A 23,697-nucleotide genomic window follows, 5' to 3' on the forward strand; every position below is an offset into this window, starting at 1 on the left:
ACCGCCGCCGCGCCGGGTACCGTACGCCCGTGAGCAACTCGACGCCTCCCGGGTGGTACCCGGTCCCGGGTGCGGACGGCACCCCCGGTCACGAGCGCTGGTGGGACGGCAGCGCCTGGACCAGCGAGGTCCGGCCGCTCCAGGGAGGCGTCGCGGGCGGGCTCGCCGACGCCGCCACCCAGACCTGGACGTCGTCCGACCAGCGGCCCGGCTACGGCCACCCCGGCGGCCCGGCCGCCCCGGCCTACGGCTACCCGGGCCAGAACGCCTCCCCGGCACCCGCCTACGGCTACCCCGGTCAGGACGGTTACCCCGGCCAGGACGCCTACCAGGGCCAGGCCCAGGGCGGCTACCCGCCCCCGGGCCCGGGCTACGGCTACCCGGGCCCGGGCTACCCGCCGCCGGCCCCGCCGGCCAAGCCGAAGACCGGCCTGATCATCGGCATCGCGGTCGCCGTACTGGCGGTGGGCGGGACCATCGCCGGGATCGCGTTCAGCGGTGGCGGCGGCGACCCGAAGGCGGACCCGACCCCGAACCCCACGGTCACCGTGACCGGGAGCGGCAGCCCCACGCCCCGCCCCAGCCCGACGGCGCCCACCAGCAGCCCCGCGGCACCCAAGCCGCTGCCGGTGGTCAAGAGCACCGTCCCCGACGCGCAGCACGGGATCACCGTGCCGGTCTTCGACGGCTGGGAGGTGTCCACCAACCCGCCGCACTCGTCGGTCTACCTCGGCACCGGCCGCTACACCTGCCCGGACGGCAGCACCTGCATCCGCGGCCAGTTCTCGGTCGAGAAGGACACCATCCAGGGCAGCACGCCCAAGGCGGCGGCCGACGCCCAGATGCCGGTCTACACCGGGCAGATCTTCTCCGGCGTCAGCTCGCACACCGACGCCGGCTCCGGGTACGTCAGCGTGGCCGGCGTGCTCGGCTACGCCACCCGCTGGCACATCCGCACCACCGACGGCACCCAGGGGTACGTGCTGCTGGCCGCCCTCCCGGCCAAGGGCGGCGGCTACGTGGTCATGGAGGGCGGGGTGGACGACAGCCCGGCCGCGCCGGAGTTCTCCGTGCTGGACCAGATCCTCAAGGGCATCAAGCAGGACAGCTCCTCCGGCAGCAGCACCTGACGCGGCCGGGGCGCGGCCGGGCGGCCGGTCAGAACGCCTAGTCCCCGTACCGCTCCCAGAGCTTGGGGAAGCGCTTCGCCATGACGTCCGGGTCGTCGAAGTCCAGCGCCGGCCCGGACGGCCGCTCCGGCTGCCGCCCGCCCACCTCGGGCAGCGGCAGCCCGGTCAGTTGCTCGTACGCCTCGTCGGCGGCGTAGCCGAGGTCCTCGGCCTCGCCGTCCTCCTCCTCGTCGAACTCGGGCAGCAGGTCCGCCAGGTCGTCAGGCTCGGCCAGCCCGCCCTCGAAGACCTCCCGGCCCTGGCCGATCAGCCAGAACCGGAAGTAGTCGAAGGTGTCGTCGGAGGCGCCGTCGAGCAGCAGATAGGCCGCGCCCCACAGGTCTTGCCGGTAGGCGCGGTGGAACCGTGCCTGGAACAGCCGGGCGAAGTCGATCACGTCGTCCGGGGTCAGCTGGAGGAGTCGTTCCACCAGTACGTCAGCCTGCTCGTCGGGGTCGCCGTCGGCGGCGTCCCGGGTTTCGTCGATGATCTGCCAGAAGTCCGTCTCGTCCATCACCGCTCCAGCATCCCCGTTCGGCCGCGTCAGCGCATGCCGCGACTCGGCGCGCGTCCACGACTCGGCGCGGTCAGGGGCCGGGAACGGCGGAACCCCGCGCCGTCCGGGGACGACGCGGGGTTCCGTACGCGGGGTTCCGCGGGGACCTGGTGAGGTCAGAGGCCGAGCTCGACCTCGAACTCGCCGGCCTCCAGGATCTCCTTGACCGAGACCAGGTAGCGGGCGGCGTCGGCGCCGTCCACCAGGCGGTGGTCGTAGGAGAGCGACAGGTAGACCATGTCGCGGATGCCGATGGCGGTGCCGCCGTCGGCCTCGATGACCACCGGGCGCTTGACGGTGGCGCCGATGCCCAGGATGGCGACCTGGTTCGGCGGCACGATCACGGTGTCGAACAGCGCACCGCGCGAGCCGGTGTTGCTGATGGTGAAGGTGGCGCCGGACAGCTCGTCCGGGGTGATCTTGCTGTCGCGGACCTTGGTGGCCAGCTCGGCGGTCTTCTTCGAGATGCCGGCGATGTTGAGGTCGCCCGCACCCTTGATGACCGGGGTCATCAGACCCTTCTCGGAGTCCACCGCGATGCCGATGTTCTCGGTGTCGAAGTAGGTGACCGTGCCCTCGGCCTCGTTGATCCGCGCGTTGACGACCGCGTGGACCTTCAGCGCCTGGGCGGCGGCCTTGACGAAGAACGGCATCGGGGAGAGCTTGACGCCCTCGCGGGCCTGGAAGCCCTCCTTGGCCTTGGCGCGCAGCGACATGATCTTGGTGACGTCCACCTCGACCACGCTGGTCAGCTGGGCCTGCTCGTGCAGGGCCTTCAGCATGTTGTCGCCGATGACCTTGCGCATGCGGGTCATCTTGACGGTCTGGCCGCGCAGGGCGGACGGCGCGGCGGCGGCCTTCGGCGCGGCGGCCGGGGCGGCAGCGGCGACCGGGGCCGGAGCGGCCTTGGCGGCCTCCGCGGCGGCGATGACGTCCTGCTTGCGGATGCGGCCGCCGACGCCGGTGCCGGCGACGGAGGACAGCGCGACGCCGTGCTCGGCGGCGAGCTTGCGTACCAGCGGGGTGACGTAGGCGTCGCCGTTGTCGGCCACCGGGGCAGCCGGCGCGGCCGGGGCAACCGGGGCCGGAGCGGCCGGAGCCGGAGCCGGAGCCGGGGCAGCGGCCGGGGCCGGCGCCGGGGCAGCCGGGGCGGCCGGGGCCGGGGCGGCGGCAACCGGAGCGGCCGGAGCCGGAGCCGGAGCCGGGGCAGCGGCCGGGGCCGGCGCCGGGGCAGCCGGGGCGGCCGGGGCCGGGGCGGCGGCAACCGGAGCGGCCGGGGCCGGCGCCGGGGCAGCCGGAGCAGCGGGCGCCGGAGCCGGAGCGGCCGGGGCAGCGGGCGCCGGGGCCGGAGCGGCAGCCGGGGCCGGCGCGACGGCACCGGCCGCGCCGATCAGCGCGAGCTGGGCGCCGACCTCGGCGGTCTCGTCCTCGCCGACCAGGATCTTCACCAGCGTGCCGGCGACCGGCGACGGGATCTCGGTGTCGACCTTGTCCGTGGAGACCTCGAGCAGCGGCTCGTCGACCTCGACGGTGTCGCCCTCGGCCTTCAGCCAGCGGGTGACGGTGCCCTCGGAGACGCTCTCGCCCAGCGCGGGCAGCACCACCGGGGTGGCGTCGGCGGCCGGAGCGGCCGGAGCGGCGGCGGGGGCCGGGGCGGCAGCCGGAGCAGCGGCCGGGGCCTCGGCGACCGGGGCGGCCGGAGCCGGGGCGGCGGCGGGCGCGGCCTCGGCGGCGGGGGCCGGGGCAGCGGCCGGGGCACCCGAGCCGTCGTCGATGATCGCCAGCTCGGCGCCGACCTCGACGGTCTCGTCCTCGCCGACCTTGATCGAGGAGAGGATGCCGGAAGCCGGGGCCGGGATCTCGGTGTCGACCTTGTCGGTCGACACCTCCAGCAGCGGCTCGTCGACCTCGACACGCTCACCCTCGGCCTTCAGCCAGCGGGTGACGGTGCCCTCGGAAACGCTCTCGCCCAGCGCGGGCAGTGTTACTGAGACCGCCATGGTTTCAGCGACTCCTATCAAGTCTTGCGTACGGGAAGTACTTGCGTACGGGAAGTACCGGGAAAGGGGGGTGGGGCGAAATCAGTCGTGCGCGTGCAGCGGCTTGCCGGCCAGCGCCAGGTGCGCCTCGCCCAGGGCCTCGGACTGGGTCGGGTGCGCGTGGATGAGCTGCGCGACCTCGGCCGGCAGGGCCTCCCAGTTGTAGATCAGCTGGGCTTCGCCGACCTGCTCGCCCATGCGGGCGCCGACCATGTGGACGCCGACCACGGCGCCGTCCTTGACCTGGACGAGCTTGATCTCGCCGGCGGTCTTCAGGATCTTGCTCTTGCCGTTGCCGGCCAGGTTGTACTTCAGGGTGACGACCTTCTCCTTGCCGTACAGCTCGACGGCCTTGGCCTCGGAGATGCCGACGGAGGCCACCTCGGGGTTGGAGTAGGTCACGCGCGGGACGCCGTCGTAGTCGATCGGCACCGGCTTGAGGCCGGCCAGGCGCTCGGCGACCAGGATGCCCTCGGCGAAGCCGACGTGGGCCAGCTGCAGGGTCGGGGCAAGGTCGCCGACGGCGGAGATGGTGGGCACGTTGGTGCGCATGTACTCGTCGACCAGGACGTAGCCGCGGTCCATCGCGACGCCGTTCTCCTCGTAGCCGAGGCCGGCCGAGACCGGGCCGCGGCCGATGGCGACGAGCAGCAGGTCGGCGTCGATCTGCTTGCCGTTCTCGGTGGAGACGCGGACACCGGTCTCGGTGTACTCGACGCCCGAGAAGCGGGCCTTCAGCTCGAACTTGATGCCGCGCTTGCGGAACGCGCGCTCCAGCAGCTTGGAGGAGTTCTCGTCCTCCAGCGGGACGAGGTGCGGCAGCGCCTCGACGATGGTGACCTCGACGCCGAAGGACTTCCAGACCGAGGCGAACTCGACGCCGATCACGCCGCCGCCGAGGATGACGGCCGACTTCGGGATGCGGTCGAGCTTGAGGGCGTGGTCCGAGGAGATCACGCGGTTGCCGTCGATCTCCAGGCCCGGGATCGAGCGCGGCACGGAACCGGTGGCCAGGACGATGTGGCGGCCTTCGACGCGCTGGCCGTTCACGTCCACCGAGGTCTGCGAGGAGAGCTTGCCCTCGCCCTGGATGAAGGTGACCTTGCGGGACGCCACCAGGCCCTGGAGGCCCTTGTACAGGCCGGCGATGACGTCGTCCTTGTACTTGTGGACGCCGTTGATGTCGATGCCCTGGAAGGTGGCCAGGACGCCGAACTCGGCGGCCTCCTTCGTCTCGTCCGCGATCTCCGCGGCGTGCAGCAGTGCCTTGGTCGGGATGCAGCCGCGGTGCAGGCAGGTGCCGCCCAGCTCACCCTTCTCGACCAGGGCGACGCTCAGGCCCAGCTGAGCGGCGCGGAGCGCCGCGGCGTAACCGCCGCTTCCGCCTCCGAGAATGACTACGTCGAAAACGGTGCTGGCGTCGTTCGCCACGTCACGTCCTCCATGCATGGGGTGGGTCGCCGGGCCGGTCGCGGTCCGGTGGGTCGGAAGCCTTTGTGGGGCGCCCAGTCGTGCCGGAAATACATCTTCGCACTTGTTCACGGTGGCTGATGTCCGGGTCCGCCCCAGGGGTGTCCCACGAACTGGTCACCGGGGCGCGAACACCCCCGACGGAAGGGCATCATCGCAGCTCAGCGCGGTGTTGACAGCCGCCGGACGGGCGTGTTCCGCGCTGTCCGCAGCGGCTTCTTCCGCACTGTGGAACAAAGTTTCGCCCGCAGCGAACAGGAGTGCGCCGCGGCCTCCGGGCCTACTCGCCGGTAACCCGGCCGGGAACGCCGACGGGGCCCGGCGCACACGCGCCGGGCCCCGTCGCAGCGGGTCGCCGACCAGGGCGTCCGGACCGGCGGACGCCCTGGTCGGGCATGCCTGGATCAGGCCTTGGCGTTCGCCTTCTGCTCGGCGAAGCGGACCAGGGTGCGCACCGCGCTCGCGGTGCCGCCCTTCGGGGTGTAGCCGAACGGCGCGCCCTCGTGGAACGCCGGACCGGCGATGTCCAGGTGCGCCCAGTCGGTGCCCTCGGCCACGAACTCCTTCAGGAACAGGCCGGCCACCAGGCCGCCGCCCATCCGCTCGCCCATGTTGGCCAGGTCGGCGATGGTCGACTCGGTGAAGCCCTTGCGCAGGTCGGCCGGCAGCGGCATCGGCCAGGACTGCTCGCCCGCCTCGCCGGCCAGCGCGTGCAGCTCGTCGCGCAGCTCGTCGTCGTTGGCCATCACGCCGAAGGTGCGGTTGCCCAGGGCCAGCACCATGGCGCCGGTCAGGGTGGCCACGTCGATGATGACGTCCGGGTTCTCCTCGCCGGCCCGCACGATCGCGTCGGCCAGCACCAGGCGGCCCTCGGCGTCCGTGTTCAGGACCTCGACGGTCTTGCCGCCGTACATCCTCAGCACGTCGCCCGGGCGGGTGGCGGAGCCGGACGGCATGTTCTCGGCCAGCGCCAGCCAGGCGGTCACGTTGACGACCAGGCCCAGGCGCTTGGCGGCCACCACGGCGGCGAACACGGCGGCGGCGCCGGCCATGTCGCACTTCATGGTCTCGTTGTGGCCGGCCGGCTTCAGCGAGATGCCGCCCGAGTCGTAGGTGATGCCCTTGCCGACGAAGGCCAGGGTGGCCTTGGCCTTCGGGTGGGTGTAGGCCACCTTCACCAGGCGGGGCGGGTTGGCCGAGCCGCCGCCGACGCCCAGCAGGCCGCCGAAGCCGCCCTTGGTCAGCGCCTTCTCGTCCAGCACCTCGACCTTGAGGCCGTGCTCCTTGCCGGCCGCCTGGGCGATCGCGGCGAAGCTCTTCGGGTTCAGGTCGTTCGGCGCGGTGTTGACCAGGTCGCGGGCCCGGTTCATCTCCTCGCCGATCGCGGCGGCGCGCTCCACGGCGGCCTTGGCGTCCTTGCTGCCCTTGCGGGCGGTCAGCACGACCAGCTCGCCGACCGGCTCCTTGCCGTTGCCGTCGGCCTTGTACGCGCCGAAGGCGTACGAGCCGAGCAGGCCGCCCAGCGCGACCGCCTCGATGTCCTCCGCCGACTCGGCGGGCAGGGCCAGCGCGGCCTTCTTGGCGCCGGCCAGGGTGCGGCCGGCGACACCGGCGGCGCGGCGCAGCGCCTCCAGTCCGTAGCCGTCCTCGGCGGCCTCGCCCAGGCCGACCGCGAGCACGAGCGCGGCCTTCAGTCCGGCGGGGGAGGGGACCTTGACGGCCTCGCCCTCGGCGCCGCTCGCGCCCAGGGTGGCGAGGACCTCGGCCAGCTTGCCCTCGAACGCCTCGTTGACGGCCTCGGCGCCGGGGGCCAGCACGATGCCCTTCGGGCCCTTCGCGACACCGACCACCAGGGCGTCCGCACGCAGCGAGGCGGCGGAGGAGGTGCTCACAGACAATGCAGTCACGTAATGCGTCCTGTTCTTTCGCGGTAGACGGCCGGCCACGGCGAGGCTGCCGAACCGGCGCAGCCCGCCGTCGCAGGCTGCCCGCCGGCGGGCCCCCGGGTCCGGGGCCCCTGGCGCGCGCGTCCGCCGGTAGCGGCCGCGCACACCAGAGGCCCCGGCTCCTCGGTACGCGCCGGGCGGGCAGGACCTGCCACGGTGCAGGGCTGCGGTGCTCCACGCATGGTAGTCCGCATGCTGGGATCACGCGCCGCCCGGTGTCAGCCGAGCAACGCCAGGGCGAACAGCGCGGCGGTCGCGGCGGTTTCGGCCATCGCGCCGAGCACGTCCCCGGTGATCCCGCCGAACCTGCGCACGCACCGTCCGAGCAGCAGCCGGGCGCAGCCGACGCCGAGCACAACCGCCAGGGGGAGACGGAGAACTGACCATCCGTCGAACAGTCCGGTCGCGGCCAGGGCGAGCGCCGCGGCGGCCGTTCCGGCGGCGGCCCCGGCGGGCGGGACGGTGCTCGCCACCATCGCCCCCAGCCCGCCCGGCCGGGCGGCCGGCACCGACCGCAGGCAGCCCCAGCCGAGCGCGCACCGGGCGGCCGTCGCCGAGGCGAGCACCGCGAGCGCCCCGCGCAGCGGGGAGTGGCCGAACTGCCCGGCCAGCGCGGCCACCTGGGCGAGCAGGACCAGCACCAGGGTCAGTACACCGAACGGACCGATGTCGGACTGCTTCATGACGCGCAGCGCGTCCTCGGCCGGCTTCCCGCTGCCCAGGCCGTCGGCGACGTCCGCCAGGCCGTCGAGGTGCAGCCCCCGGGTCAGCCCGGCGAGCACCGCCACCGCGGCCACCGCGCCGAGCGGTCCGCCCGCCCGCCAGGCCACCAGCGCACCGGCGGCGGCCGCCAGGGCCCCCAGCACCAGCCCGACCACCGGGGCCGTCACCATCGCCCGGGCAGCCGCCGCCCGGTCCCAGCGCTCCACCCGCACCCGCAGCACGGACAGGGTCCCGAACCCGAACCGCAGGCCGTCGGCCCAGGTGGCCCGGTCGCCGCCGCTCGCCATGGACGCGTTCCTCTCACAGCGAGGACGCCCCTGGTCAGGGGCGTCCTCGGGTCGTCGTGCAGTCGGCCGGGGGGCCTAGAGCTTCCGCAGCAGGTCCGCCGCCGAGGGCAGCTTCGGCTGCTCCTTCGGCGCGCCCGGCGCCACCGGTGCGAACGGCTTCGGCGCCTCGTCCGCGAGCACGTCCCCGGCGGCCTGGAGCAGCGGCAGCGCCAGCAGCGCGCCGAGGCCCTCGCCCATGGTGATGCCCTGGTCCTGCAACGGCGTCAGGGTCAGCCGGTCGTACGCCTTCGCCTGGGCCGGCTCGCCGCTGGACTGCCCGGCCCGCCACCACTCCGGCGCCCGGAAGGCGATCCGCTGCGCGACCAGCGCGCAGGCCGCCGAGACCACGCCGTCCAGCACCACCGGCAGCCGCCGGACGGCCGCCTGGAGCAGGAAGCCGGTGATCGCCGCGAAGTCGGCCCCGCCGGTGGCGCCGAGCAGCGCCAGCTGGTCGCCGAGCACCGGTCGGGCCCGCCGCAGCGAGTCCCTGATGGTGGCGCACTTGACCATCCACACCCGGTCGTCGATCCCGGAGCCGCGCCCGGTCACCGCCGCCGCGTCGGTCCCGCAGAGCGCTCCGACCAGGACGCCGGCCACCGTGGTGGCGCCGACCCCGAGGTCGCCGAGCAGCACCAGGTCGGTGCCGGCGTCGGCCTCCTCGTCGGCGACGGCCATGCCGGCCCGGAACGCCCGGACGGTCTCCTGCGCGGTGAGCGCGTCCTCGACGTCGATCCGCCCGGAGCCGCGCCGGACGCGGTGGGCGACCACCTCGTCCGGGAAGTCGGCGGGATCGGCGTCCACCGCGACGTCGACGACCCGGACCCGGGCGCCGTAGCGCGCGGCCAGCCGGGACACCGGCGCGCTGCCGTCGAGCACGGCCCGCACCCGGGCCGCGGTGCCGCCGTCGGCGGGCATCCGGGAGACTCCGAGCGCCGCCACGCCGTGGTCGGCGGCGAACAGCAGCACCTTGGGAGCGGAGACGGGCCGTACCGGCGAGCGCCCCTGCACGGAGGCCAGCCAGCTGCCCAGCTCCTCCAGCCGGCCGAGCCCGCCGCGCGGCCGGTCGGCCGCCTGCCAGCGCTCCTCGGCGGCCCGCCGGGCGCTCTCGTCTGGGCGCTCGACGAGCGAGGAGAACGTATCGAGATCCACGGTCGTGTCCATCGTCCGGAAGGCTACACGCCGAAGGTGTTCAGTTTGAGGCCGGCTTGACGGTCAGCACCTGCCCCGCCACGACGAGCAGGACCCGCTCCGAGGCGTCCGCCACGGCCATGTTGAGCCGGCCCAGGGTGTCGCGGAAACGGCGGCCCGCGGCGGTGGCCGGGACGACGCCCATGCCGACCTCGTTGCTCACCGCGACGGCCGTCCGCCCGGTGGCCGCCCAGGCCCGCGCCAGCGCCTCGCAGCGGTGCTGAACGGCGGTCTCGCCGCCGTTCGCCCAGGCCTCGTCGTCCCAGGCGCCGCACTCGTCCATCACGGCGGTCAGCCACAGGGCGAGGCAGTCGACCAGCACCGGCGCCGGGTCGGCGGCGTCGGCCAGCACGGCCTCCAGGTCGCAGGTCTCGGCGGTGCGCCAGCCGGCCGGCCGGCGCTCCCGGTGCAGCGCGACCCGCTGGGCCCACTCGGCGTCGCCGTCCCGGGTGCCGCCGGTGGCCACGTAGAGGACGTCCGGGTGGTCGGCGAGCAGCTGCTCGGCGCGGGTGGACTTGCCGGAGCGGGCGCCGCCGAGCAGCAGCGTGCGGGGCAGCGGGGGACGGGTGGGCTCGGGTGGGGTCGCCATGCCGCCCATCCTGCCCGACAGGCATACGGAAGATCGGGCCGGGCAAGCTATGGTGCGCAGCACACAGGCAGCGTCAGTGGGAGGAGCCGGGCATGGTCTGGACGTGGCGGTACGAGAAGGCGGACGGCAGCGCGGTGACGCCCGGCGGCGGCCAGGAGGAGTTCGCCGGCCAGGGGGACGCCGAGACCTGGATCGGGGAGACCTGGAAGCAGCTCGCCGAGGAGGGCGTGGACACCGCGGTCCTGCTGGAGGACGGCACCAAGGTGTACGCGATGAGCCTGCACGAGGGCTGAGCCCCGGGCGGCTACTTCGCCCCGATCACGTGCAGCAGCGCGGCGACCTGCCGGTACGGGTCGGTGCGGCCGGCCCGGTCCTCGGCTTCCAGGAGCTGGGCCAGCTGCCGCCCGTCCACCGGCGGCGCCGCGTCGTCCGGGGCGTTGTCGGTGAAGACCCGCACGCCGTACCAGCGCCGCAGCGGCACCGACACCTCGGAGAGGGTGACGGTGAGGTCGCCGATCCGGTCGGCCCGCGCGGCCAGGCCGAGCCGGTTGTAGTACCGGTCGCTCTCGAAGGCGTGCAGGGCGGCCCGCCAGTCCCCGGCGGCGGCCGGCCGCAGGGCGAGTGCGTCGCGGTTGCGGACCAGCAGCGAGAGCAGCCCGCCGGGCGCCAGCAGCCGGGCCAGCGAGGCGATCATCGGGTCCGGGTCCGGCAGGTACATCAGCACGCCGTGGCAGAGCACCACGTCGAAGCTGCGCGGCCCGAACCAGCGCCCGCACTGGTGGCCGTCGCCGCTGAGCAGCTGCATCCGGCCGCGGACCTCCGGCGGCTCCCCGGCGAGCGCCCCCTGGGCGACGCCGAGCGCGACCGCGTCCGAGTCGATCCCGGTGACGTAGTGGCCGGCCCGGGCCAGCCGCAGGGCCTGGGTGCCCTGGCCGCAGCCGATGTCGAGGACGCGCTGCGCGCTGCGGCCGGCCAGCTGTTCGGCGAGCTGGCGGGCGACGAGCTCCTGGCGGACGAAGTCGCGCAGCCCGCCGTGCCGGTCCAGCCACGCGCCGGTGCCGCCCGCGAAGGACCCGCTGCGCGAGGGCAGCCGGCGCTCCTGGGCGAGCCGGTCGTGGCCGCCGGCGCCCTGCCCCGGAAGCGCGCCCCCCTGGCCGGGAAGTGCGTAGAGGCCGGGCCCCTCCCAGGAAGGCGGGGCCCAGCCGGAGTCGACCGGTTCGGCGGTCAGGGCTTCTCCCCGCGCCGCACCTGCGGCTTGGGCAGGCGCAGCCGGCGCATCTGGAGGGTGCGCATGATGCCGTACGCGACGGCGCCGCGGGTGTTCTGCCCGGCGAAGCGCTCGGCCAGCTGCTTGCGCAGACCGAGGCCGAGGCGGACGAAGTCCAGGATCACCACCACGAAGAACAGCAGGAACAGCAGGGTGGAGAGCAGCTGGAGCGCCGGCACCTTGACGATGCTGAGCACCAGGATGACCACGGCGGCCGGCAGGAAGAACTCGGCGAGCGACCAGCGGGAGTCCACGTAGTCGCGGGCGAACTTGCGCACCGGGCCCTTGTCCCGGGCCGGCAGGTGGCGCTCGTCGCCGTTCATCAGGGCCTGGCGCTGCTTCTCGCGCTCGACGCGCATGCGCTCACGCCCCTGGCGGGCGGCCTCCTTGCGGTCCTTGGGCACGGTCACCCGGGTACGCCGGTTGGCCTCGGCCTCACTGCGCTTGGGGGTGGGGCGGCCCTTCTTGCCCTGCGGGTCGCGGGCCTGGGTCGTCTCGTCCTGCTTCTCCAGCACGGTGGCGGAGGCGGCGGCATCATCTGAACGGCGTCGGAACACACCCCCAGCGTACGGGGTGCGACGCGGCTTCCACGGGTGCCCTCGGACCCAAACGCATATCGATACCCCGAGGTCGCCGTCCGAGCCGGGTTTCCCGGGGCCTTCCCGTAGGGGATCACTCGGATGGACGATGGGGGGTATGAGAGGCGGATCCACCCGGGGGAGGAGGAAACGCCACTGGTCGCTGTAGCAGTCTTGTTGCAGGCAGGTGCACTGCGGCGACGGGCTCGCTGCACATACACTCGTCGTGTCTGGTAACGAGATAGAGACCGCAGGCCGGAGAAGGGGGCACCCGAGGCCCATGAGCGACGGAATCATGAAGCGTATGGGGCTGATCTTCCGCTCCAAGGCGAACAAAGCCTTGGACCGGGCGGAGGATCCGCGTGAGACGCTCGACTACTCGTACCAGAAGCAGCTCGAACTGCTGCAGAAGGTACGCCGTGGTGTCGCGGACGTCGCGACCTCGCGCAAGCGGCTCGAGCTCCAGCTGACCCAGCTCCAGCAGCAGTCGGCCAAGTACGAGGACCAGGGCCGCAAGGCGCTGTCGCTGGGCCGCGAGGACCTCGCGCGCGAGGCGCTGACGCGCAAGGCCAACATGCAGTCGCAGATCACCGACCTGGAGACGCAGTACCAGCAGCTCCAGGCCGAGGAGGAGAAGCTCACGCTCGCCTCCCAGCGGCTCCAGGCCAAGGTGGACGCCTTCCGCACCAAGAAGGAGACCATCAAGGCGACGTACACGGCCGCGCAGGCGCAGACCCGCATCGCCGAGTCCTTCTCCGGGATCTCGGAGGAGATGGGCGACGTCGGCCTGGCGATCCAGCGGGCCGAGGACAAGACCGCCCAGATGCAGGCCCGGGCCGGTGCCATCGACGAGCTGCTCGCCTCCGGCGCGCTCGACGACGCCAGCGGTCTCGGCCGCAAGGACGACATCGAGGCCGAGCTGGAGCGCGTGGCCGGCGGTTCCGACGTCGAGCTGGAGCTGGCCCGGATGAAGGCCGAGCTGTCCGGTCCCTCCTCCGCCGGCCCCGCCGCGATCGAGCAGGGCAAGGCGCAGGACGTCCAGCCGCAGCCGCAGCAGGACACCCCGCGCATCAACTACAACAAGTGATCTGAGCTCGACCCCACGAACCAGGGAGACGCACGGCATGATCATCAGGGTCATGGGCGAGGGGCAGTACGAGGTGGGCGAAGACCACCTGAGCGAGCTGAACACGCTCGACGCCGACCTCGTCACCGCGGTGGAGTCGGGCGACGAGGAGCGCTTCCGGCTGGCCTACGGCAAGCTGCTGGCGGCCGTGAAGGGTTCGGGTGCTCCGGTGCCGCTGGACTCGCTGGAGCCGTCGGAGCTGATCCTGCCGAGCGAGGACGCGACGATCGACGACGTCCGCGAGCTGCTGATGGCCGACGGCGAGGGCGTCATCCCGGGCTTCCCCGAGTAGCGACTGCGGCTGCTGCCAGACGAAAGGGCGGGCCCCCTCCCACCGGAGGGGGCCCGCCCTTCGCTGTTACTCGCCCGCTCGCCTCCGGGGCGCTCGGGGCGGGACTCGCCCGCTCGCCTCCGGGGCGCTCGGGGCGGGACTCGCCCGCCCGCGGGTTACGGCAGGGCGAGCATCCGGTCCAGCGCCGCCTTGGCGTACTTCTCGGTCTCCGGGTCGACGGTGATCACGTTCGGCACCCGGCCCTCGACCAGCGACTCCAGAGCCCAGACCAGGTGCGGCAGGTCGATCCGGTTCATGGTCGAGCAGAAGCAGACCGCGCGGTCCAGGAAGACGATCTCCTTGTCCGGGTGCGCCTTGGCCAGGCGGCGGACCAGGTTCAGCTCGGTGCCGATGGCCCACTTGGAGCCGGGCTCGGCGGCGTCCAGCGCCTTGATGATGTACTCGGTCGAGCCCACCATGTCGGCGGCCGCGACGACCTCGTGCTTGCACTCGGGGTGGACCAGGACGGTCACGCCGGGGATCCGCTCGCGGACGTCGTTCACCGAGTCCAGGCTGAACCGGCCGTGCACCGAGCAGTGGCCGCGCCAGAGGATCATCTTCGCGTCCCGCAGCTGCTCCGCGGTCAGGCCGCCGTTCGGCCGGTGCGGGTTGTAGACGACGCAGTCGTCCAGTGAGAAGCCCATGTCCCGTACCGCGGTGTTGCGGCCGAGGTGCTGGTCGGGCAGGAAGAGCACCTTCTGGCCCTGCTCGAAGGCCCACTCCAGGGCGCGCTTGGCGTTGGAGGAGGTGCAGATGAGGCCGCCGTGCCGGCCGGTGAAGGCCTTGATGTCGGCGGAGGAGTTCATGTACGAGACCGGGACGGTCACGTCGGCTATGCCGGCGTCCGTCAGGACGTCCCAGCACTCGGCGACCTGCTCGGCGGTGGCCATGTCGGCCATCGAGCAGCCGGCCGCGAGGTCCGGCAGGACGACCTGCTGCCGGTCGCCGGTGAGGATGTCCGCGGACTCGGCCATGAAGTGCACGCCGCAGAAGACGATGTACTCGGCCTCGGGGCGGGCCGCCGCGTCGCGGGCGAGCTTGAAGGAGTCGCCGGTGACGTCGGCGAACTCGATCACCTCGTCGCGCTGGTAGTGGTGGCCGAGGATGAAGACGCGGTCGCCGAGCGCGGCCTTGGCCGCGCGCGCGCGCTCGACGAGGTTCGGGTCGGAGGCCGGCGGGAGGTCACCGGGGCATTCGACCCCGCGCTCGCTGTTCGGGTCGGCCTCGCGGCCGAGCAGCAGCAGAGCGAGCGGCGTCGGGGTGGGGTCGACGCCGTGGGTCTCGGTGATGGTGGTGGTCACGGGCGGGTGCCCTTCTGTGCGGCCGATCAAGCGGTGAAGCCTTTTCGTCTAACTGACGCTATCTATGATAACCGGTTAGCGTCAGAGTGACGATGGCCATCCTGTCGATGTGACGAGAACCGCTCGACAGAACGGACCCCTGGCGGAGCCGGATGCCCGGTTCGGGGGAGTACGGGCGTGGCCGAATCGATATGTCCGGGCCCCCGGGTATGGCTGGACCCATGAAGGCAATCGCGATCAACCGCTACGGCGGCCCCGAGGTGGTCGAGTACACCGACCTGCCGGACCCCAAGGTCGGGCCCGACTCCGTCCTGGTCGAGGTCCGGGCGGCCGGGGTGAACCCGGTGGACTGGAAGATCCGGGACGGCGCCCTGGACGGCATCCTCGACGCGCACTTCCCGCTGGTCATGGGCTGGGACCTGGCCGGCGTGGTCCGCGCGGTCGGCGGCGGGGTCACCGAGTTCGCCCCGGGCGACGAGGTGTACGGCTACGTCCGCAAGGACGCGGTCGAGCACGGTACCTACGCCGAGCTGGTCTCCGCCCCGGTCCGCACCCTGGCCCCCAAGCCGGCCGCGCTGGACTGGGCGCAGGCCGGCGGCCTGCCGCTGGCCGGGCTCACCGCGTTGCAGGGCCTGAGGGCGCTGCGCCTCGCCGAGGGGGAGACCGTCCTGGTGCACGCCGCCGCGGGCGGGGTCGGCCACCTGGCGGTGCAGCTGGCCCGGGCCGCCGGGGCCCGGGTGATCGGCACCGCGGCCGAGCGCAACCACGACTTCCTGCGCGGCCTCGGCGCCGAGCCGGTGGTCTACGGCGAGGGCCTGGCCGACCGGGTCCGCGCGCTCGCCCCCGACGGGGTGGACGCGGCGCTCGACCTGGTCGGCCACGGCGCCGTCCAGCTCTCGGCCGGCCTGGTGGCGGACCCGGCCCGGATCGCCTCGACCACCGACTTCGGGGTCAAGGCGCTCGGCGGCCGGTACGTCTGGGTCCGCCCGGACGCCGACGACCTCGCCGAGCTGGCCCGGCTCGCCGACGACGGCCGGCTGACCGTCACCGTCGCCTCCACCTTCCCGCTGGCCCAGGCCGCCTCCGCCCAGGCGCTCAGCGCCGAGGGCCGCACCCGGGGGAAGATCGTGCTGCTCGTCCCGTGACGGCCGCCCGCCCGGTCGTCCACCGGCGGTGAACTCGTCCAGGTCATCCGACAGAATGGTGAAGAACCGTTTCGGCAGTGGCAGGCAGTGGCAGTGGCATCACAGTCGCCGCCGGAGCGCTCGCCGAACCCTCGTACGACCCGTGGAGCCCCGCACCCATGACCAGCAGCCGAGCGCACGAGGTGGTCGGGGCCGACCTGGACGAGACCGACCGGCTCCTGCTCGCCCGGCTCGGCAGCGACGGCCGCGCCTCGTACGCCGAGATCGGCCTACAGGTGAACCTCTCCGCCACCGCCGTGCGCCGCCGGATCGACCGGCTGCGGGCGCGCGGCGTGGTCCGGGGCTTCACCGTGGTGCTCGACCCGTCCGTGCTGGGCTGGCAGACCGAGGCCTTCGTCGAGGTCTACTGCCGCGAGCGCACCGCCCCCGAGGAGATCCTCGCCAGCCTGCGGCAGTTCCCCGAGGTGGTCGCCGCCTGGACGGTCACCGGCGACCCGGACGCCCTGGTCCACCTGCGGGCCGCCGACATGCGCCACCTGGAGGCCGTCATCGAGCGCATCCGGCGCGAGCCCGGAGTGCAGCGCAGCCGCTCCTCGGTGGTGCTCTCCCAGCTCATCGGCTGACCGGCACCGCGGGGACGCAGGAATCCTGCGCGGACCGGCCGGAAGACGCTCGAAACCTGCCTGACCAGCCGCGTTCCGACGCGCGGTGAGGTACCCGCGCTGCTTACGCTGATCACGTCCGGCCGTCGCGGTGAAGCGTCCCGCCGACCGGGCGCCCCCCGACACCCCACGCCGAGAGGGACAGCCGTGTCCGCAGCACCCGACCGCATGCACCGGCCCGACAACGAACTGGTCGACCTGGTTTTCGACTACATGCGGGAGCGGCTGCAGTACGACCCCGTCCCGCTCGACCACCCCGGTGACGGCGAGCACCTGCGCGCCCAGCTGGCCGGCCTGCTGAACCAGGACGGCAACAACCCGGCCGACGTCCTCAAGCTGTACGACCACGAGCTGTCCCGGGCGGTCATCTCCGCCGACAGCCCGCGCTACCTGTCCTTCATCCCGTGTGCCCCGACCAAGGCCGCGCTGCTGTTCGACATGGTCGTCTCCTGCGCCTCCCTGCAGGGCATCTCCTGGCTGGAGGCGGCCGGCGCGATCGCCGCCGAGAACCAGGTGCTGCGCCTGATCGCCGACCGTGCGGGCCTGCCCCAGTCGGCCGGCGGCACCTTCGTCTCCGGCGGCTCGGCGGGCAACCTCTCCGCCCTCGTCGTCGCCCGCGACACCGCCCGCCGCCGGCTGGGCGTCGGTCCGGAGGCACGGCTGCGGATCGCGGTCGCCGACCAGGTGCACTCCTCGGTCAAGAACACCTTCAACATCATCGGCGTCGAGGCCTTCAAGGTCCCGACCGTCGACCGGCGGTTCACCGGCGAGGCGCTGCGCGCCGCCCTGGCCGCCGACCCGAACCCGGAGACGGTGATCGCCGTCGTCGGCACCGCCGGCACCACCAACGAGGGCATCGTCGACGACCTCAAGGGCCTGGCCGAGGTCGCCCGCGAGCGCGACCTCTGGTTCCACGTCGACGGCGCCTACGGCGGCGCGGGCCTGTTCGCCCCCTCGGTGCGGGAGCGCTACGAGGGCATCGAGCACGCCGACTCCTTCGTGGTCGACCCGCACAAGTGGCTGTTCGCCCCCTTCGACTGCGCCGCGCTGATCTACCGCAACCCGCAGCTCGCCCGCGCCGTGCACACCCAGGACGCCTCCTACCTGGACGTCCTGCACACCGAGGGCGACGAGTGGAACCCCACCGACTACGCCTACCACCTGACCCGGCGCGCCCGCGGCCTGCCGCTCTGGTTCTCGCTGGCCGTGCACGGCGTCCAGGCCTACACCGACGCCATCGAGGCCGGCCTCACCCTGGCCCGGGAGACCGCCCAGCTGATCCGCGAGACCGAGCACCTGGAGCTGCTGTTCGACCCGCAGCTCTCGGCGGTCTGCTTCAAGCGCAAGGGCTGGACCAACGACGACTACTACCGCTGGTCGCAGCAGCTGCTCGCGGACCAGATCGGCTTCGTCACCCCCACCGGCTGGGACGGCGAGACGGTCGCCCGCTTCGCCTTCCTGCACCCGGGCACCACCATGGAGATGGTCCGGGAGATCCTGGACACCATGGCCTGAGCCAACTGAGCTCCGGACGTACGGCCCCCACCGGCACCCCGGCGGGGGCCGTACGCGTGTCCACCGCCCTACAGAAACGCCCCGCTCGGCAGGTACGGCGTCGGCGGCCGCATCCCGCGCACCCCGACGAAGCCGCCGGCCCGGGGCGTCAGCCCGACCTCCAGCCCGACGTCCAGCGCCCACTCCTGCTCCGCGGTCAGGTGCTCCACCCGCGCCTCGACCCCGTCCGGCACCCGGGCCAGGGCCTCGCGCAGCAGCCGGGCGGCGATCCGCTTGCTGGTGGCCGCGAGCAGCCGCACCACCCCGCCGTCCCGGTAGCAGTAGCCGCTGCCGGCCAGCGCGTCGGCGATCAGCAGTTCCTCGAAGTGGCCGAGCATCAGCTCGTGGTCCGGCCCGTGGGCGGACCCGCGCAGCCGCCGGTCCACCGAGTCCAGCAGGTGCAGATGGGTCGCGTTGCCGGGGTGCACCGGGATGTCCCCGGGGTCGAGCAGCCCGTCCCGGTCCACCCGTCCGGCCAGCCGCATCGCCGGGTGCAGGGTGAACCCGGCCAGCCGGTAGCGGCGGGCCGCCGCCGGGGAGTCCGCGGCGCAGACCATCCCGCGCAGGCAGCCCCGCGAGTACGCCGCCGCCCGCTCCAGCAGCAGCCGCCCGACGCCCTTGCCCTGCGCGGACGGCCGGACGGCGTACAGCGAGGGCGCCCACAGCCCTTCCCGGCGGATCGACAGCACCGCCCCGACCGGCTCGCCGGCGCTCTCCGCGAGCCAGCAGCCCCCGGGGTCGGTGCGCGCCAGGTGCCTGGTCCGGGCCAGCCGCAGCGGCGCCGGCTCCGGCGCCGCCCCGGCCGGCGCGGAGACGTCGGCTAACGCCGCGTCGGCGAGCTCCTGGACGGCCTCCGCGTCCGCGGCGGTGTCCCTGACCGGGCGAAGGATCATGAGGACCATCCTGGCGCCCGGCGGCCCGCCGCGGGGCCGCTTCGCCCGGATCCACGGCTCGGGCGGTGACCCGTCCTCCGGCGGTGTGCGAGCATGGGGAGGGTAGGGGACCCGGGTGCACACCCGGCCCACGGACAACCACCGCGACACGCCCCAGAAATCCATCGCCGCCCGGGAAATGAAACCGGACGGCCGTTGGTTGGCACTGGCGGCAGACCGTCGTCAAGACCGGGAGAAAGCAGATGACCGTCCAGGACGAGACCACCGTCGAGAGTGGCATCCTCCTTACCGATGCCGCCGCGGCCAAGGTCAAGGCCCTGCTGGAGCAGGAAGGCCGCGAGGACCTCGCGCTGCGCGTCGCCGTCCAGCCCGGCGGCTGCTCCGGCCTGCGTTACCAGCTGTTCTTCGACGAGCGCTCGCTCGACGGCGACGTGATCAAGGACTTCGACGGGGTCAAGGTCGTCACCGACCGCATGAGCGCCCCGTACCTCGGTGGCGCCACCGTCGACTTCGTCGACACCATCGAGAAGCAGGGCTTCACCATCGACAACCCGAACGCCACCGGCTCCTGCGCCTGCGGCGACTCGTTCAGCTGAGCCCGCTGCGGAAGGCGGCCCCGGGGATCACCCCGGGGCCGCCTTTCCGTTGTCCGCCCTCCGGGGCGCCTACCGTCCGGCGACGTCCGGAGTGACCGGGTCCGGCCCCATGTGCGGGTCGCCCTCCAGCGGCAGCTCCTGGCCGCTGGACTTGTCGACCACGGTCCGCCCGGCCAGCGGCGAGCGCAGGTCGGCCGAGACCGACTGCCGCTTGGCCAGCGCGTTGCACACCTGCCCCGGCGGGACGGTGGGCGGGCCCGGCACGACCAGCACGTCCACCCGGCCCGGCTGGGACTCGTCCGCCTTCAGCGCGTACTGGGTGCAGACCCCGCCGAAGAAGTAGACGGTCAGCTTGGTGGTGCCGTCCACCCGGTAGGCGACCGGCGGACGGGCGGGCGCGTCCGAACCGTTCGGGTTCGGCTCGCCCACCGCGATCCCGTTGCCCGGGGGAGTGGCGGGAGCCGGCTGCCCGGGCGCGGGCGAGGCCGGGGTGGGCGTGAAGCCGGTCGGCGGCTGGGCCGGCTGCGCGGCGCCGGAGGAACTCCCCGTCGCCGCCGAGGACGGGCTCGCGGAGCCGGCCGGGGCCTGCGGGGAGGCACTCGCCGAGGCCGACGCGGAGGCCGCGCCGCCCGCCGCCGAGTCCGAGGCGGGCTTGCCGCCCCCGTCGCAGCCGGCCACCGTCATCACCGCCGCCAGCGCCAGACCCGCCAGGGCCACCGCCCGCCGACCGCGCCGGGGCATCGTCTCCAGATCCATCTGCACATCCTCCCGAGGACTCAGCGGTGCCGCCGCCTCGGCCGCTCCGCGCGGATGTGACGTGCTCCGGTCGGATCCGGTTCCGTACCGGCCCGATCCGGTTCCGTACGGGCCCGATCCGTACGGCGCGGGCTCAGAGACCGTACTCGGCCATCCCGGCCACCACCCGCAGCGCTCCGGAGGGGACCCTGACCCCGGCCGGCGCGGGGGCGAGGGGCTCCGGGCCGGCCGCGACCTGCGGCCAGAACCGGCGCAGCCGCCGGGAGGAGTCCACCAGGGCGTCGAGCGTCTCGCCGTCCTCGCTCCGCAGAGCGGGCAGGGCACAGTGGTCGGTCATCATCGGGCATCGCTCCGATCCAGGGCCGTGGCCACGCTGCCACGGTCGACGACGGGCCCGCAGGAACGGGCCCTCCAGGGCCGACCCTAGGCAGGGGTCCGGCCGCCCACCAGTGCTACCGGGAGGTAGTACACATTCGAGGGCGACGGGTGTCACCATGGCCGTGCGGGCGGCAACTTGCGGCACTCCTGCCTGGGCGCTCCCCGGCGCCGGGTACCGTGGGTGGGTTCATCCCCGCCTGCCCGTTGGCCCCGCTGCCATCCTGAGGAGACCTTCCGTGCGTATCGCCGTCGCCGGCTCGATCGCCACCGACCACCTGATGACGTTCCCCGGCCGGTTCGCCGACCAGCTCGTCGCCGAGCAGCTGCACACCGTGTCGCTGTCCTTCCTGGTCGACACCCTGGACATCCGCCGCGGCGGCGTCGCGCCGAACATCGCCTTCGGTATGGGTGTGCTGGGGCTGCGCCCGGTCCTGGTCGGCGCCGCCGGCGCGGACTTCGCCGAGTACCGCAGCTGGCTGGAGCGCAACAACGTGGACTGCGAGTCCGTCCACATCTCCGAGACCCGGCACACCGCGCGCTTCATGTGCACCACGGACGAGGACCACAACCAGATCGCCTCGTTCTACACGGGTGCCATGGCCGAGGCCCGCAACATCGAGCTGAAGCCGATCGCCGACCGCGTCGGCGGCCTGGACCTCGTCCTGATCGGCGCCGACGACCCGCAGGGCATGGTCCGCCACACCCAGGAGTGCCGCACCCGCGGCTACGCCTTCGCCGCCGACCCCTCCCAGCAGCTGGCCCGCCTGGAGGGCGACGACATCCGCGAGATCGTCGACGGCGCCGCGTACCTCTTCACCAACGAGTACGAGGCCGCGCTGATCGAGAGCAAGACCGGCTGGGGCGCCGAGGAGCTGCTCACCCGCGTCGGCACCCGGATCACCACCCTGGGCAGCAAGGGCGTCCGGATCGAGCGCAAGGGCGAGGAGCCGATCCTGGTCGGCTGCGCCAAGGAGGAGGCCAAGGTCGACCCGACCGGCGTCGGCGACGCCTTCCGCGCCGGCTTCCTGGCCGGTCTGTCCTGGGACCTCGACCTGGAGCGCTCCGCCCAGCTCGGCTGCATGCTCGCCACCCTGGTGATCGAGACCGTCGGCACCCAGGAGTACGAGCTGCGCCCGGCCGCCTTCCTGAAGCGCTTCGAGGCGGCCTACGGCGCCGAGGCGGCCGCCGAGATCAGCGCGCACCTGGTCAAGTAGTCCGCCGGACGACGAGGTAGGCCGAGCCCCGGTCGCCGCCGTACTCGGCGGCCGGGGCCTCGCCCGCGTACTCCTGCCCGCGCATCTCGCACCAGGCCGGGATGTCCAGCCGGGCCGCCTCGTCGTCCGCCAGCACGGCGACCGTGCCGCCCGGCGGCACCTCGCCGATCCGCTTCGCCAGCTCGATCACCGGCAGCGGGCACCGCTTGCCCAGCGCGTCGATCACTGTCACCCGCCCGCCCGCCTCCGGGCGCTCGGACCCGGTGCCGACGCTCCTCGCTCCGGCACTCCCTCCTTCGTCGGTCGCTTGTCGCTCTTCGCTCTCGGCACCGGCGCGCCCTTCGGCTCGGGGCGGGAGCGCCACCTCCGCCGCCTCCTCCTCCGGCCCCGCCTCCGCCCCCGCCACCGTCGGCGCCGGCAGGTCCAGCCCGAGCGGCGCCCGGACGCCGGCCACCAGGCCGGGCAGCACCGTGAGGAAGCGCTCCACGTCGGCCTCGGCCGTCCCGTACGGCAGCGAGACCCGGACGTTCCCCTCGGTGAGCACCCCCATCGCCGCCAGCACGTGGCTGGGCGTCAGCGTGGACGAGGTGCAGGAGGAGCCGGAGGAGACCGCGAAGCCCGCCCGGTCCAGCTCGGTCAGCAGCACCTCCCCGTCCACGTACAGACAGGAGAAGGTGACGATGTGCGGCAGCCGCCGCACCGGGTCGCCGACCACCTCGACCTCGGGCACCAGCCGCGGCACCCGGGTGCGGATCCGCTCCACCAGCGCGTGCAGCCGGGCGTTCTCCTGCTCGGCCTCGGCCCGTACCGCACGCAGCGAGGCGGCCGCGGCCACGATCGCCGGGACGTTGACGTAGCCGGGCACCCGGCCGCCCTCGCGCTCGTCGGCCGGCAGCGGCGAGGCGTACCGGACGCCCTTGCGCACCGCCAGCACCCCGACCCCGGGCGGCCCGCCCCACTTGTGGGCGCTCGCGGTCAGCAGCGACCAGCCCGCCGGGACGTCCATCCGGCCGGCGCTCTGCGCCGCGTCGACCACCAGCGGGACGCCGGCCCCGGCGCACAGCTCGGCGACCTCGCCGAGCGGCTGCACCGTCCCGACCTCGTGGTTGGCGCTCTGCACCGCGGCCAGCGCGGTGTCCGGGCGCAGCAGCGCGCCGAAGGCCGCCGGGTCGACCCGGCCGCCCCGGTCCACCGGCGCCACCGACACCTCGCCCCCGGCACCCTGGTGGCGCTCGGCGACGTGCAGCACGCTGGAGTGCTCCACCGCGGAGTGCACGAAGTGGCCGCCGCGCCGCCGGTTCCCGGTCAGGGCGCCCAGCAGGCCGAGCTGGACGGCCTGGGTGCCGCTCGCCGTGAAGGCGATCTCGTCCGCCCGGGCGCCCAGCACCGCGGCCACCGTTTCGCGGGCGGCGTCCAGCAGCATCCGGGCCTGCCGACCGGAGCGGTACAGCCGGGCCGGATCGGCCCAGCCCTCGTCCAGGGCGGCGGTCAGCGCCTGCCGCGCGACGGGGTGCAGAGGGGCGGTCGAGGCCGCGTCGAAGTACACGTTCACATTTAACGACACCCCCGGTCCGCGGCCCGGTCCGTCCGCGCGGCTCACCCACCGTCAGTCGATCACCCCGAATGTCCGCTTCGTCCGCGTCCGACGGGTCGTCACGGGCGTCGTCCGAGGTCATCCCCCGATCGGGCGTACGGACCTCGAATGCCTACGATGACCTGCGACGCAGCCCCCACCGGGCCTGATCGGGCTAGCGGGCGGCGCGTTACCGGGGGCTGCCCGTCAGGAGCGCATAAGGCTGGAGTAGGGTTTGGCCCGCATAAGCATTCAAACCGTGCCCGTGGACGGGTCGCCGGGGAGGCTCACACTCCTCCCCGGGGCGACGCGAAGGC

22 protein-coding genes and 1 pseudogene are annotated in these 23,697 nt (G+C 73.8%); 9 read left to right on the forward strand and 14 right to left on the reverse strand.

Annotated elements, in window-relative coordinates; all coding sequences use genetic code 11:
* Positions 1-29: 29 nt before the first annotated feature.
* On the forward strand, positions 30-1,130 hold the full coding sequence (locus tag ACZ7RU_RS02510; protein WP_470339108.1) for a DUF2510 domain-containing protein: 1,101 nt from the start codon (positions 30-32) through the stop codon (positions 1,128-1,130).
* 37 nt (positions 1,131-1,167) lie between these two features.
* Here the strand turns inward: ACZ7RU_RS02510 and ACZ7RU_RS02515 are convergent, their stop codons facing one another.
* The 7 genes and pseudogenes from ACZ7RU_RS02515 to cobU form a co-directional block, all read right to left on the reverse strand.
* The gene (locus tag ACZ7RU_RS02515; protein WP_470339109.1) at positions 1,168-1,683 is read right to left on the reverse strand and encodes a DUF4240 domain-containing protein; all 516 of its coding nucleotides are present in this window, start codon (positions 1,681-1,683) and stop codon (positions 1,168-1,170) included.
* Positions 1,684-1,841: 158 nt separating this feature from the next.
* Positions 1,842-3,725 carry a 2-oxoglutarate dehydrogenase, E2 component, dihydrolipoamide succinyltransferase gene (sucB, locus tag ACZ7RU_RS02520; RefSeq protein WP_470339110.1) on the reverse strand — a complete coding sequence of 628 codons (1,884 nt, stop codon included), beginning with the start codon at positions 3,723-3,725 and terminating at the stop codon, positions 1,842-1,844.
* A gap of 81 nt (positions 3,726-3,806) precedes the next feature.
* A complete protein-coding gene (gene lpdA, locus ACZ7RU_RS02525) occupies positions 3,807-5,213 on the reverse strand; it encodes a dihydrolipoyl dehydrogenase (RefSeq protein ID WP_470339111.1) in 1,407 nt (468 codons plus the stop codon).
* A gap of 425 nt (positions 5,214-5,638) precedes the next feature.
* The gene (locus ACZ7RU_RS02530; protein ID WP_470339112.1) at positions 5,639-7,141 is read right to left on the reverse strand and encodes a leucyl aminopeptidase; all 1,503 of its coding nucleotides are present in this window, start codon (positions 7,139-7,141) and stop codon (positions 5,639-5,641) included.
* A 257-nt stretch (positions 7,142-7,398) separates the two neighbouring features.
* Positions 7,399-8,190 (reverse strand): adenosylcobinamide-GDP ribazoletransferase, encoded by a 792-nt coding sequence (locus tag ACZ7RU_RS02535; RefSeq protein WP_470339113.1) that lies wholly within the window; start codon positions 8,188-8,190, stop codon positions 7,399-7,401.
* A 75-nt stretch (positions 8,191-8,265) separates the two neighbouring features.
* Entirely contained in the window at positions 8,266-9,390 is a 1,125-nt protein-coding gene (locus ACZ7RU_RS02540) for a nicotinate-nucleotide--dimethylbenzimidazole phosphoribosyltransferase (protein ID WP_470339114.1), read from the reverse strand.
* A gap of 28 nt (positions 9,391-9,418) precedes the next feature.
* Positions 9,419-9,979, reverse strand: a pseudogene (gene cobU, locus ACZ7RU_RS02545) (bifunctional adenosylcobinamide kinase/adenosylcobinamide-phosphate guanylyltransferase); the annotation flags it as partial.
* Between the two features lie 119 nt (positions 9,980-10,098).
* Between cobU and ACZ7RU_RS02550 the strand changes: the two are divergent.
* Positions 10,099-10,299 (forward strand): hypothetical protein, encoded by a 201-nt coding sequence (locus ACZ7RU_RS02550; protein ID WP_402405412.1) that lies wholly within the window; start codon positions 10,099-10,101, stop codon positions 10,297-10,299.
* 11 nt (positions 10,300-10,310) lie between these two features.
* Here ACZ7RU_RS02550 and ACZ7RU_RS02555 read toward each other — a convergent pair whose 3' ends face one another.
* Together ACZ7RU_RS02555 and ACZ7RU_RS02560 are read right to left on the reverse strand one after the other, a co-directional pair.
* The gene (locus ACZ7RU_RS02555) at positions 10,311-11,051 is read right to left on the reverse strand and encodes a methyltransferase domain-containing protein (RefSeq protein ID WP_470339306.1); all 741 of its coding nucleotides are present in this window, start codon (positions 11,049-11,051) and stop codon (positions 10,311-10,313) included.
* A gap of 179 nt (positions 11,052-11,230) precedes the next feature.
* Positions 11,231-11,830, reverse strand: coding sequence for a DUF3043 domain-containing protein (locus ACZ7RU_RS02560; RefSeq protein WP_470339115.1), 600 nt, complete (start codon positions 11,828-11,830; stop codon positions 11,231-11,233).
* Positions 11,831-12,131: 301 nt separating this feature from the next.
* Here ACZ7RU_RS02560 and ACZ7RU_RS02565 point away from each other — a divergent pair, with 301 nt between their 5' ends.
* Entirely contained in the window at positions 12,132-12,938 is an 807-nt protein-coding gene (locus tag ACZ7RU_RS02565; protein WP_470339116.1) for a PspA/IM30 family protein, read from the forward strand.
* 37 nt (positions 12,939-12,975) lie between these two features.
* The gene (gene pspAA, locus ACZ7RU_RS02570) at positions 12,976-13,269 is read left to right on the forward strand and encodes a PspA-associated protein PspAA (protein WP_470339117.1); all 294 of its coding nucleotides are present in this window, start codon (positions 12,976-12,978) and stop codon (positions 13,267-13,269) included.
* Positions 13,270-13,424: 155 nt separating this feature from the next.
* Here pspAA and nadA read toward each other — a convergent pair whose 3' ends face one another.
* Complete coding sequence (gene nadA, locus ACZ7RU_RS02575) at positions 13,425-14,609, reverse strand: quinolinate synthase NadA (RefSeq protein WP_360353792.1); 1,185 nt, start codon at positions 14,607-14,609, stop codon at positions 13,425-13,427.
* A 221-nt stretch (positions 14,610-14,830) separates the two neighbouring features.
* On the opposite strand from nadA, the gene ACZ7RU_RS02580 reads away from it, so the two are divergent.
* The 3 genes from ACZ7RU_RS02580 (at position 14,831) to ACZ7RU_RS02590 (ending at position 17,931) form a co-directional block, all read left to right on the forward strand.
* Positions 14,831-15,754, forward strand: a complete 924-nt coding sequence (locus ACZ7RU_RS02580; RefSeq protein ID WP_470339118.1) for an NADP-dependent oxidoreductase — start codon at positions 14,831-14,833, stop codon at positions 15,752-15,754.
* Between the two features lie 158 nt (positions 15,755-15,912).
* Positions 15,913-16,377, forward strand: a complete 465-nt coding sequence (locus ACZ7RU_RS02585) for an Lrp/AsnC family transcriptional regulator (RefSeq protein WP_049651848.1) — start codon at positions 15,913-15,915, stop codon at positions 16,375-16,377.
* A 186-nt stretch (positions 16,378-16,563) separates the two neighbouring features.
* A complete protein-coding gene (locus ACZ7RU_RS02590; RefSeq protein ID WP_470339119.1) occupies positions 16,564-17,931 on the forward strand; it encodes a pyridoxal phosphate-dependent decarboxylase family protein in 1,368 nt (455 codons plus the stop codon).
* 68 nt (positions 17,932-17,999) lie between these two features.
* On the opposite strand, the gene ACZ7RU_RS02595 is transcribed toward ACZ7RU_RS02590, so the two are convergent.
* Positions 18,000-18,863 carry a GNAT family N-acetyltransferase gene (locus ACZ7RU_RS02595; protein WP_470339120.1) on the reverse strand — a complete coding sequence of 288 codons (864 nt, stop codon included), beginning with the start codon at positions 18,861-18,863 and terminating at the stop codon, positions 18,000-18,002.
* 242 nt (positions 18,864-19,105) lie between these two features.
* On the opposite strand from ACZ7RU_RS02595, the gene erpA reads away from it, so the two are divergent.
* Positions 19,106-19,459: an iron-sulfur cluster insertion protein ErpA gene (erpA, locus tag ACZ7RU_RS02600; RefSeq protein ID WP_049651846.1), complete on the forward strand. Its 354-nt coding sequence runs from the start codon at positions 19,106-19,108 to the stop codon at positions 19,457-19,459.
* A 69-nt stretch (positions 19,460-19,528) separates the two neighbouring features.
* On the opposite strand, the gene ACZ7RU_RS02605 is transcribed toward erpA, so the two are convergent.
* On the reverse strand, positions 19,529-20,215 hold the full coding sequence (locus ACZ7RU_RS02605) for a hypothetical protein (RefSeq protein ID WP_470339121.1): 687 nt from the start codon (positions 20,213-20,215) through the stop codon (positions 19,529-19,531).
* 133 nt (positions 20,216-20,348) lie between these two features.
* Positions 20,349-20,555 (reverse strand): hypothetical protein, encoded by a 207-nt coding sequence (locus ACZ7RU_RS02610; RefSeq protein ID WP_470339122.1) that lies wholly within the window; start codon positions 20,553-20,555, stop codon positions 20,349-20,351.
* Between the two features lie 274 nt (positions 20,556-20,829).
* On the opposite strand from ACZ7RU_RS02610, the gene ACZ7RU_RS02615 reads away from it, so the two are divergent.
* The gene (locus ACZ7RU_RS02615) at positions 20,830-21,807 is read left to right on the forward strand and encodes a carbohydrate kinase family protein (protein ID WP_470339123.1); all 978 of its coding nucleotides are present in this window, start codon (positions 20,830-20,832) and stop codon (positions 21,805-21,807) included.
* On the opposite strand, the gene ACZ7RU_RS02620 is transcribed toward ACZ7RU_RS02615, so the two are convergent.
* The gene (locus ACZ7RU_RS02620; protein WP_470339124.1) at positions 21,800-23,353 is read right to left on the reverse strand and encodes an aminotransferase class V-fold PLP-dependent enzyme; all 1,554 of its coding nucleotides are present in this window, start codon (positions 23,351-23,353) and stop codon (positions 21,800-21,802) included. The two genes, ACZ7RU_RS02615 and ACZ7RU_RS02620, sit on opposite strands and share 8 nt — an antisense overlap.
* Positions 23,354-23,697: the final 344 nt, after the last annotated feature.

The organism is Kitasatospora sp. NPDC114501 (assembly GCF_055633695.1).

What these genes read in the sequence shown, in the direction of transcription:
- ACZ7RU_RS02515 (WP_470339109.1), bottom strand. Translation starts at nt 1,683, where the DNA reads ATGGACGAGACGGACTTCTGGCAGATCATCGACGAAACCCGGGACGCC.
- sucB (WP_470339110.1), bottom strand. Translation starts at nt 3,725, where the DNA reads ATGGCGGTCTCAGTAACACTGCCCGCGCTGGGCGAGAGCGTTTCCGAG.
- lpdA (WP_470339111.1), bottom strand. Translation starts at nt 5,213, where the DNA reads ATGCATGGAGGACGTGACGTGGCGAACGACGCCAGCACCGTTTTCGAC.
- ACZ7RU_RS02535 (WP_470339113.1), bottom strand. Translation starts at nt 8,190, where the DNA reads ATGGCGAGCGGCGGCGACCGGGCCACCTGGGCCGACGGCCTGCGGTTC.
- ACZ7RU_RS02540 (WP_470339114.1), bottom strand. Translation starts at nt 9,390, where the DNA reads ATGGACACGACCGTGGATCTCGATACGTTCTCCTCGCTCGTCGAGCGC.
- ACZ7RU_RS02550 (WP_402405412.1), top strand. Translation starts at nt 10,099, where the DNA reads ATGGTCTGGACGTGGCGGTACGAGAAGGCGGACGGCAGCGCGGTGACG.
- ACZ7RU_RS02565 (WP_470339116.1), top strand. Translation starts at nt 12,132, where the DNA reads ATGAGCGACGGAATCATGAAGCGTATGGGGCTGATCTTCCGCTCCAAG.
- pspAA (WP_470339117.1), top strand. Translation starts at nt 12,976, where the DNA reads ATGATCATCAGGGTCATGGGCGAGGGGCAGTACGAGGTGGGCGAAGAC.
- ACZ7RU_RS02580 (WP_470339118.1), top strand. Translation starts at nt 14,831, where the DNA reads ATGAAGGCAATCGCGATCAACCGCTACGGCGGCCCCGAGGTGGTCGAG.
- ACZ7RU_RS02585 (WP_049651848.1), top strand. Translation starts at nt 15,913, where the DNA reads ATGACCAGCAGCCGAGCGCACGAGGTGGTCGGGGCCGACCTGGACGAG.
- ACZ7RU_RS02595 (WP_470339120.1), bottom strand. Translation starts at nt 18,863, where the DNA reads ATGATCCTTCGCCCGGTCAGGGACACCGCCGCGGACGCGGAGGCCGTC.
- erpA (WP_049651846.1), top strand. Translation starts at nt 19,106, where the DNA reads ATGACCGTCCAGGACGAGACCACCGTCGAGAGTGGCATCCTCCTTACC.
- ACZ7RU_RS02605 (WP_470339121.1), bottom strand. Translation starts at nt 20,215, where the DNA reads ATGGATCTGGAGACGATGCCCCGGCGCGGTCGGCGGGCGGTGGCCCTG.
- ACZ7RU_RS02610 (WP_470339122.1), bottom strand. Translation starts at nt 20,555, where the DNA reads ATGATGACCGACCACTGTGCCCTGCCCGCTCTGCGGAGCGAGGACGGC.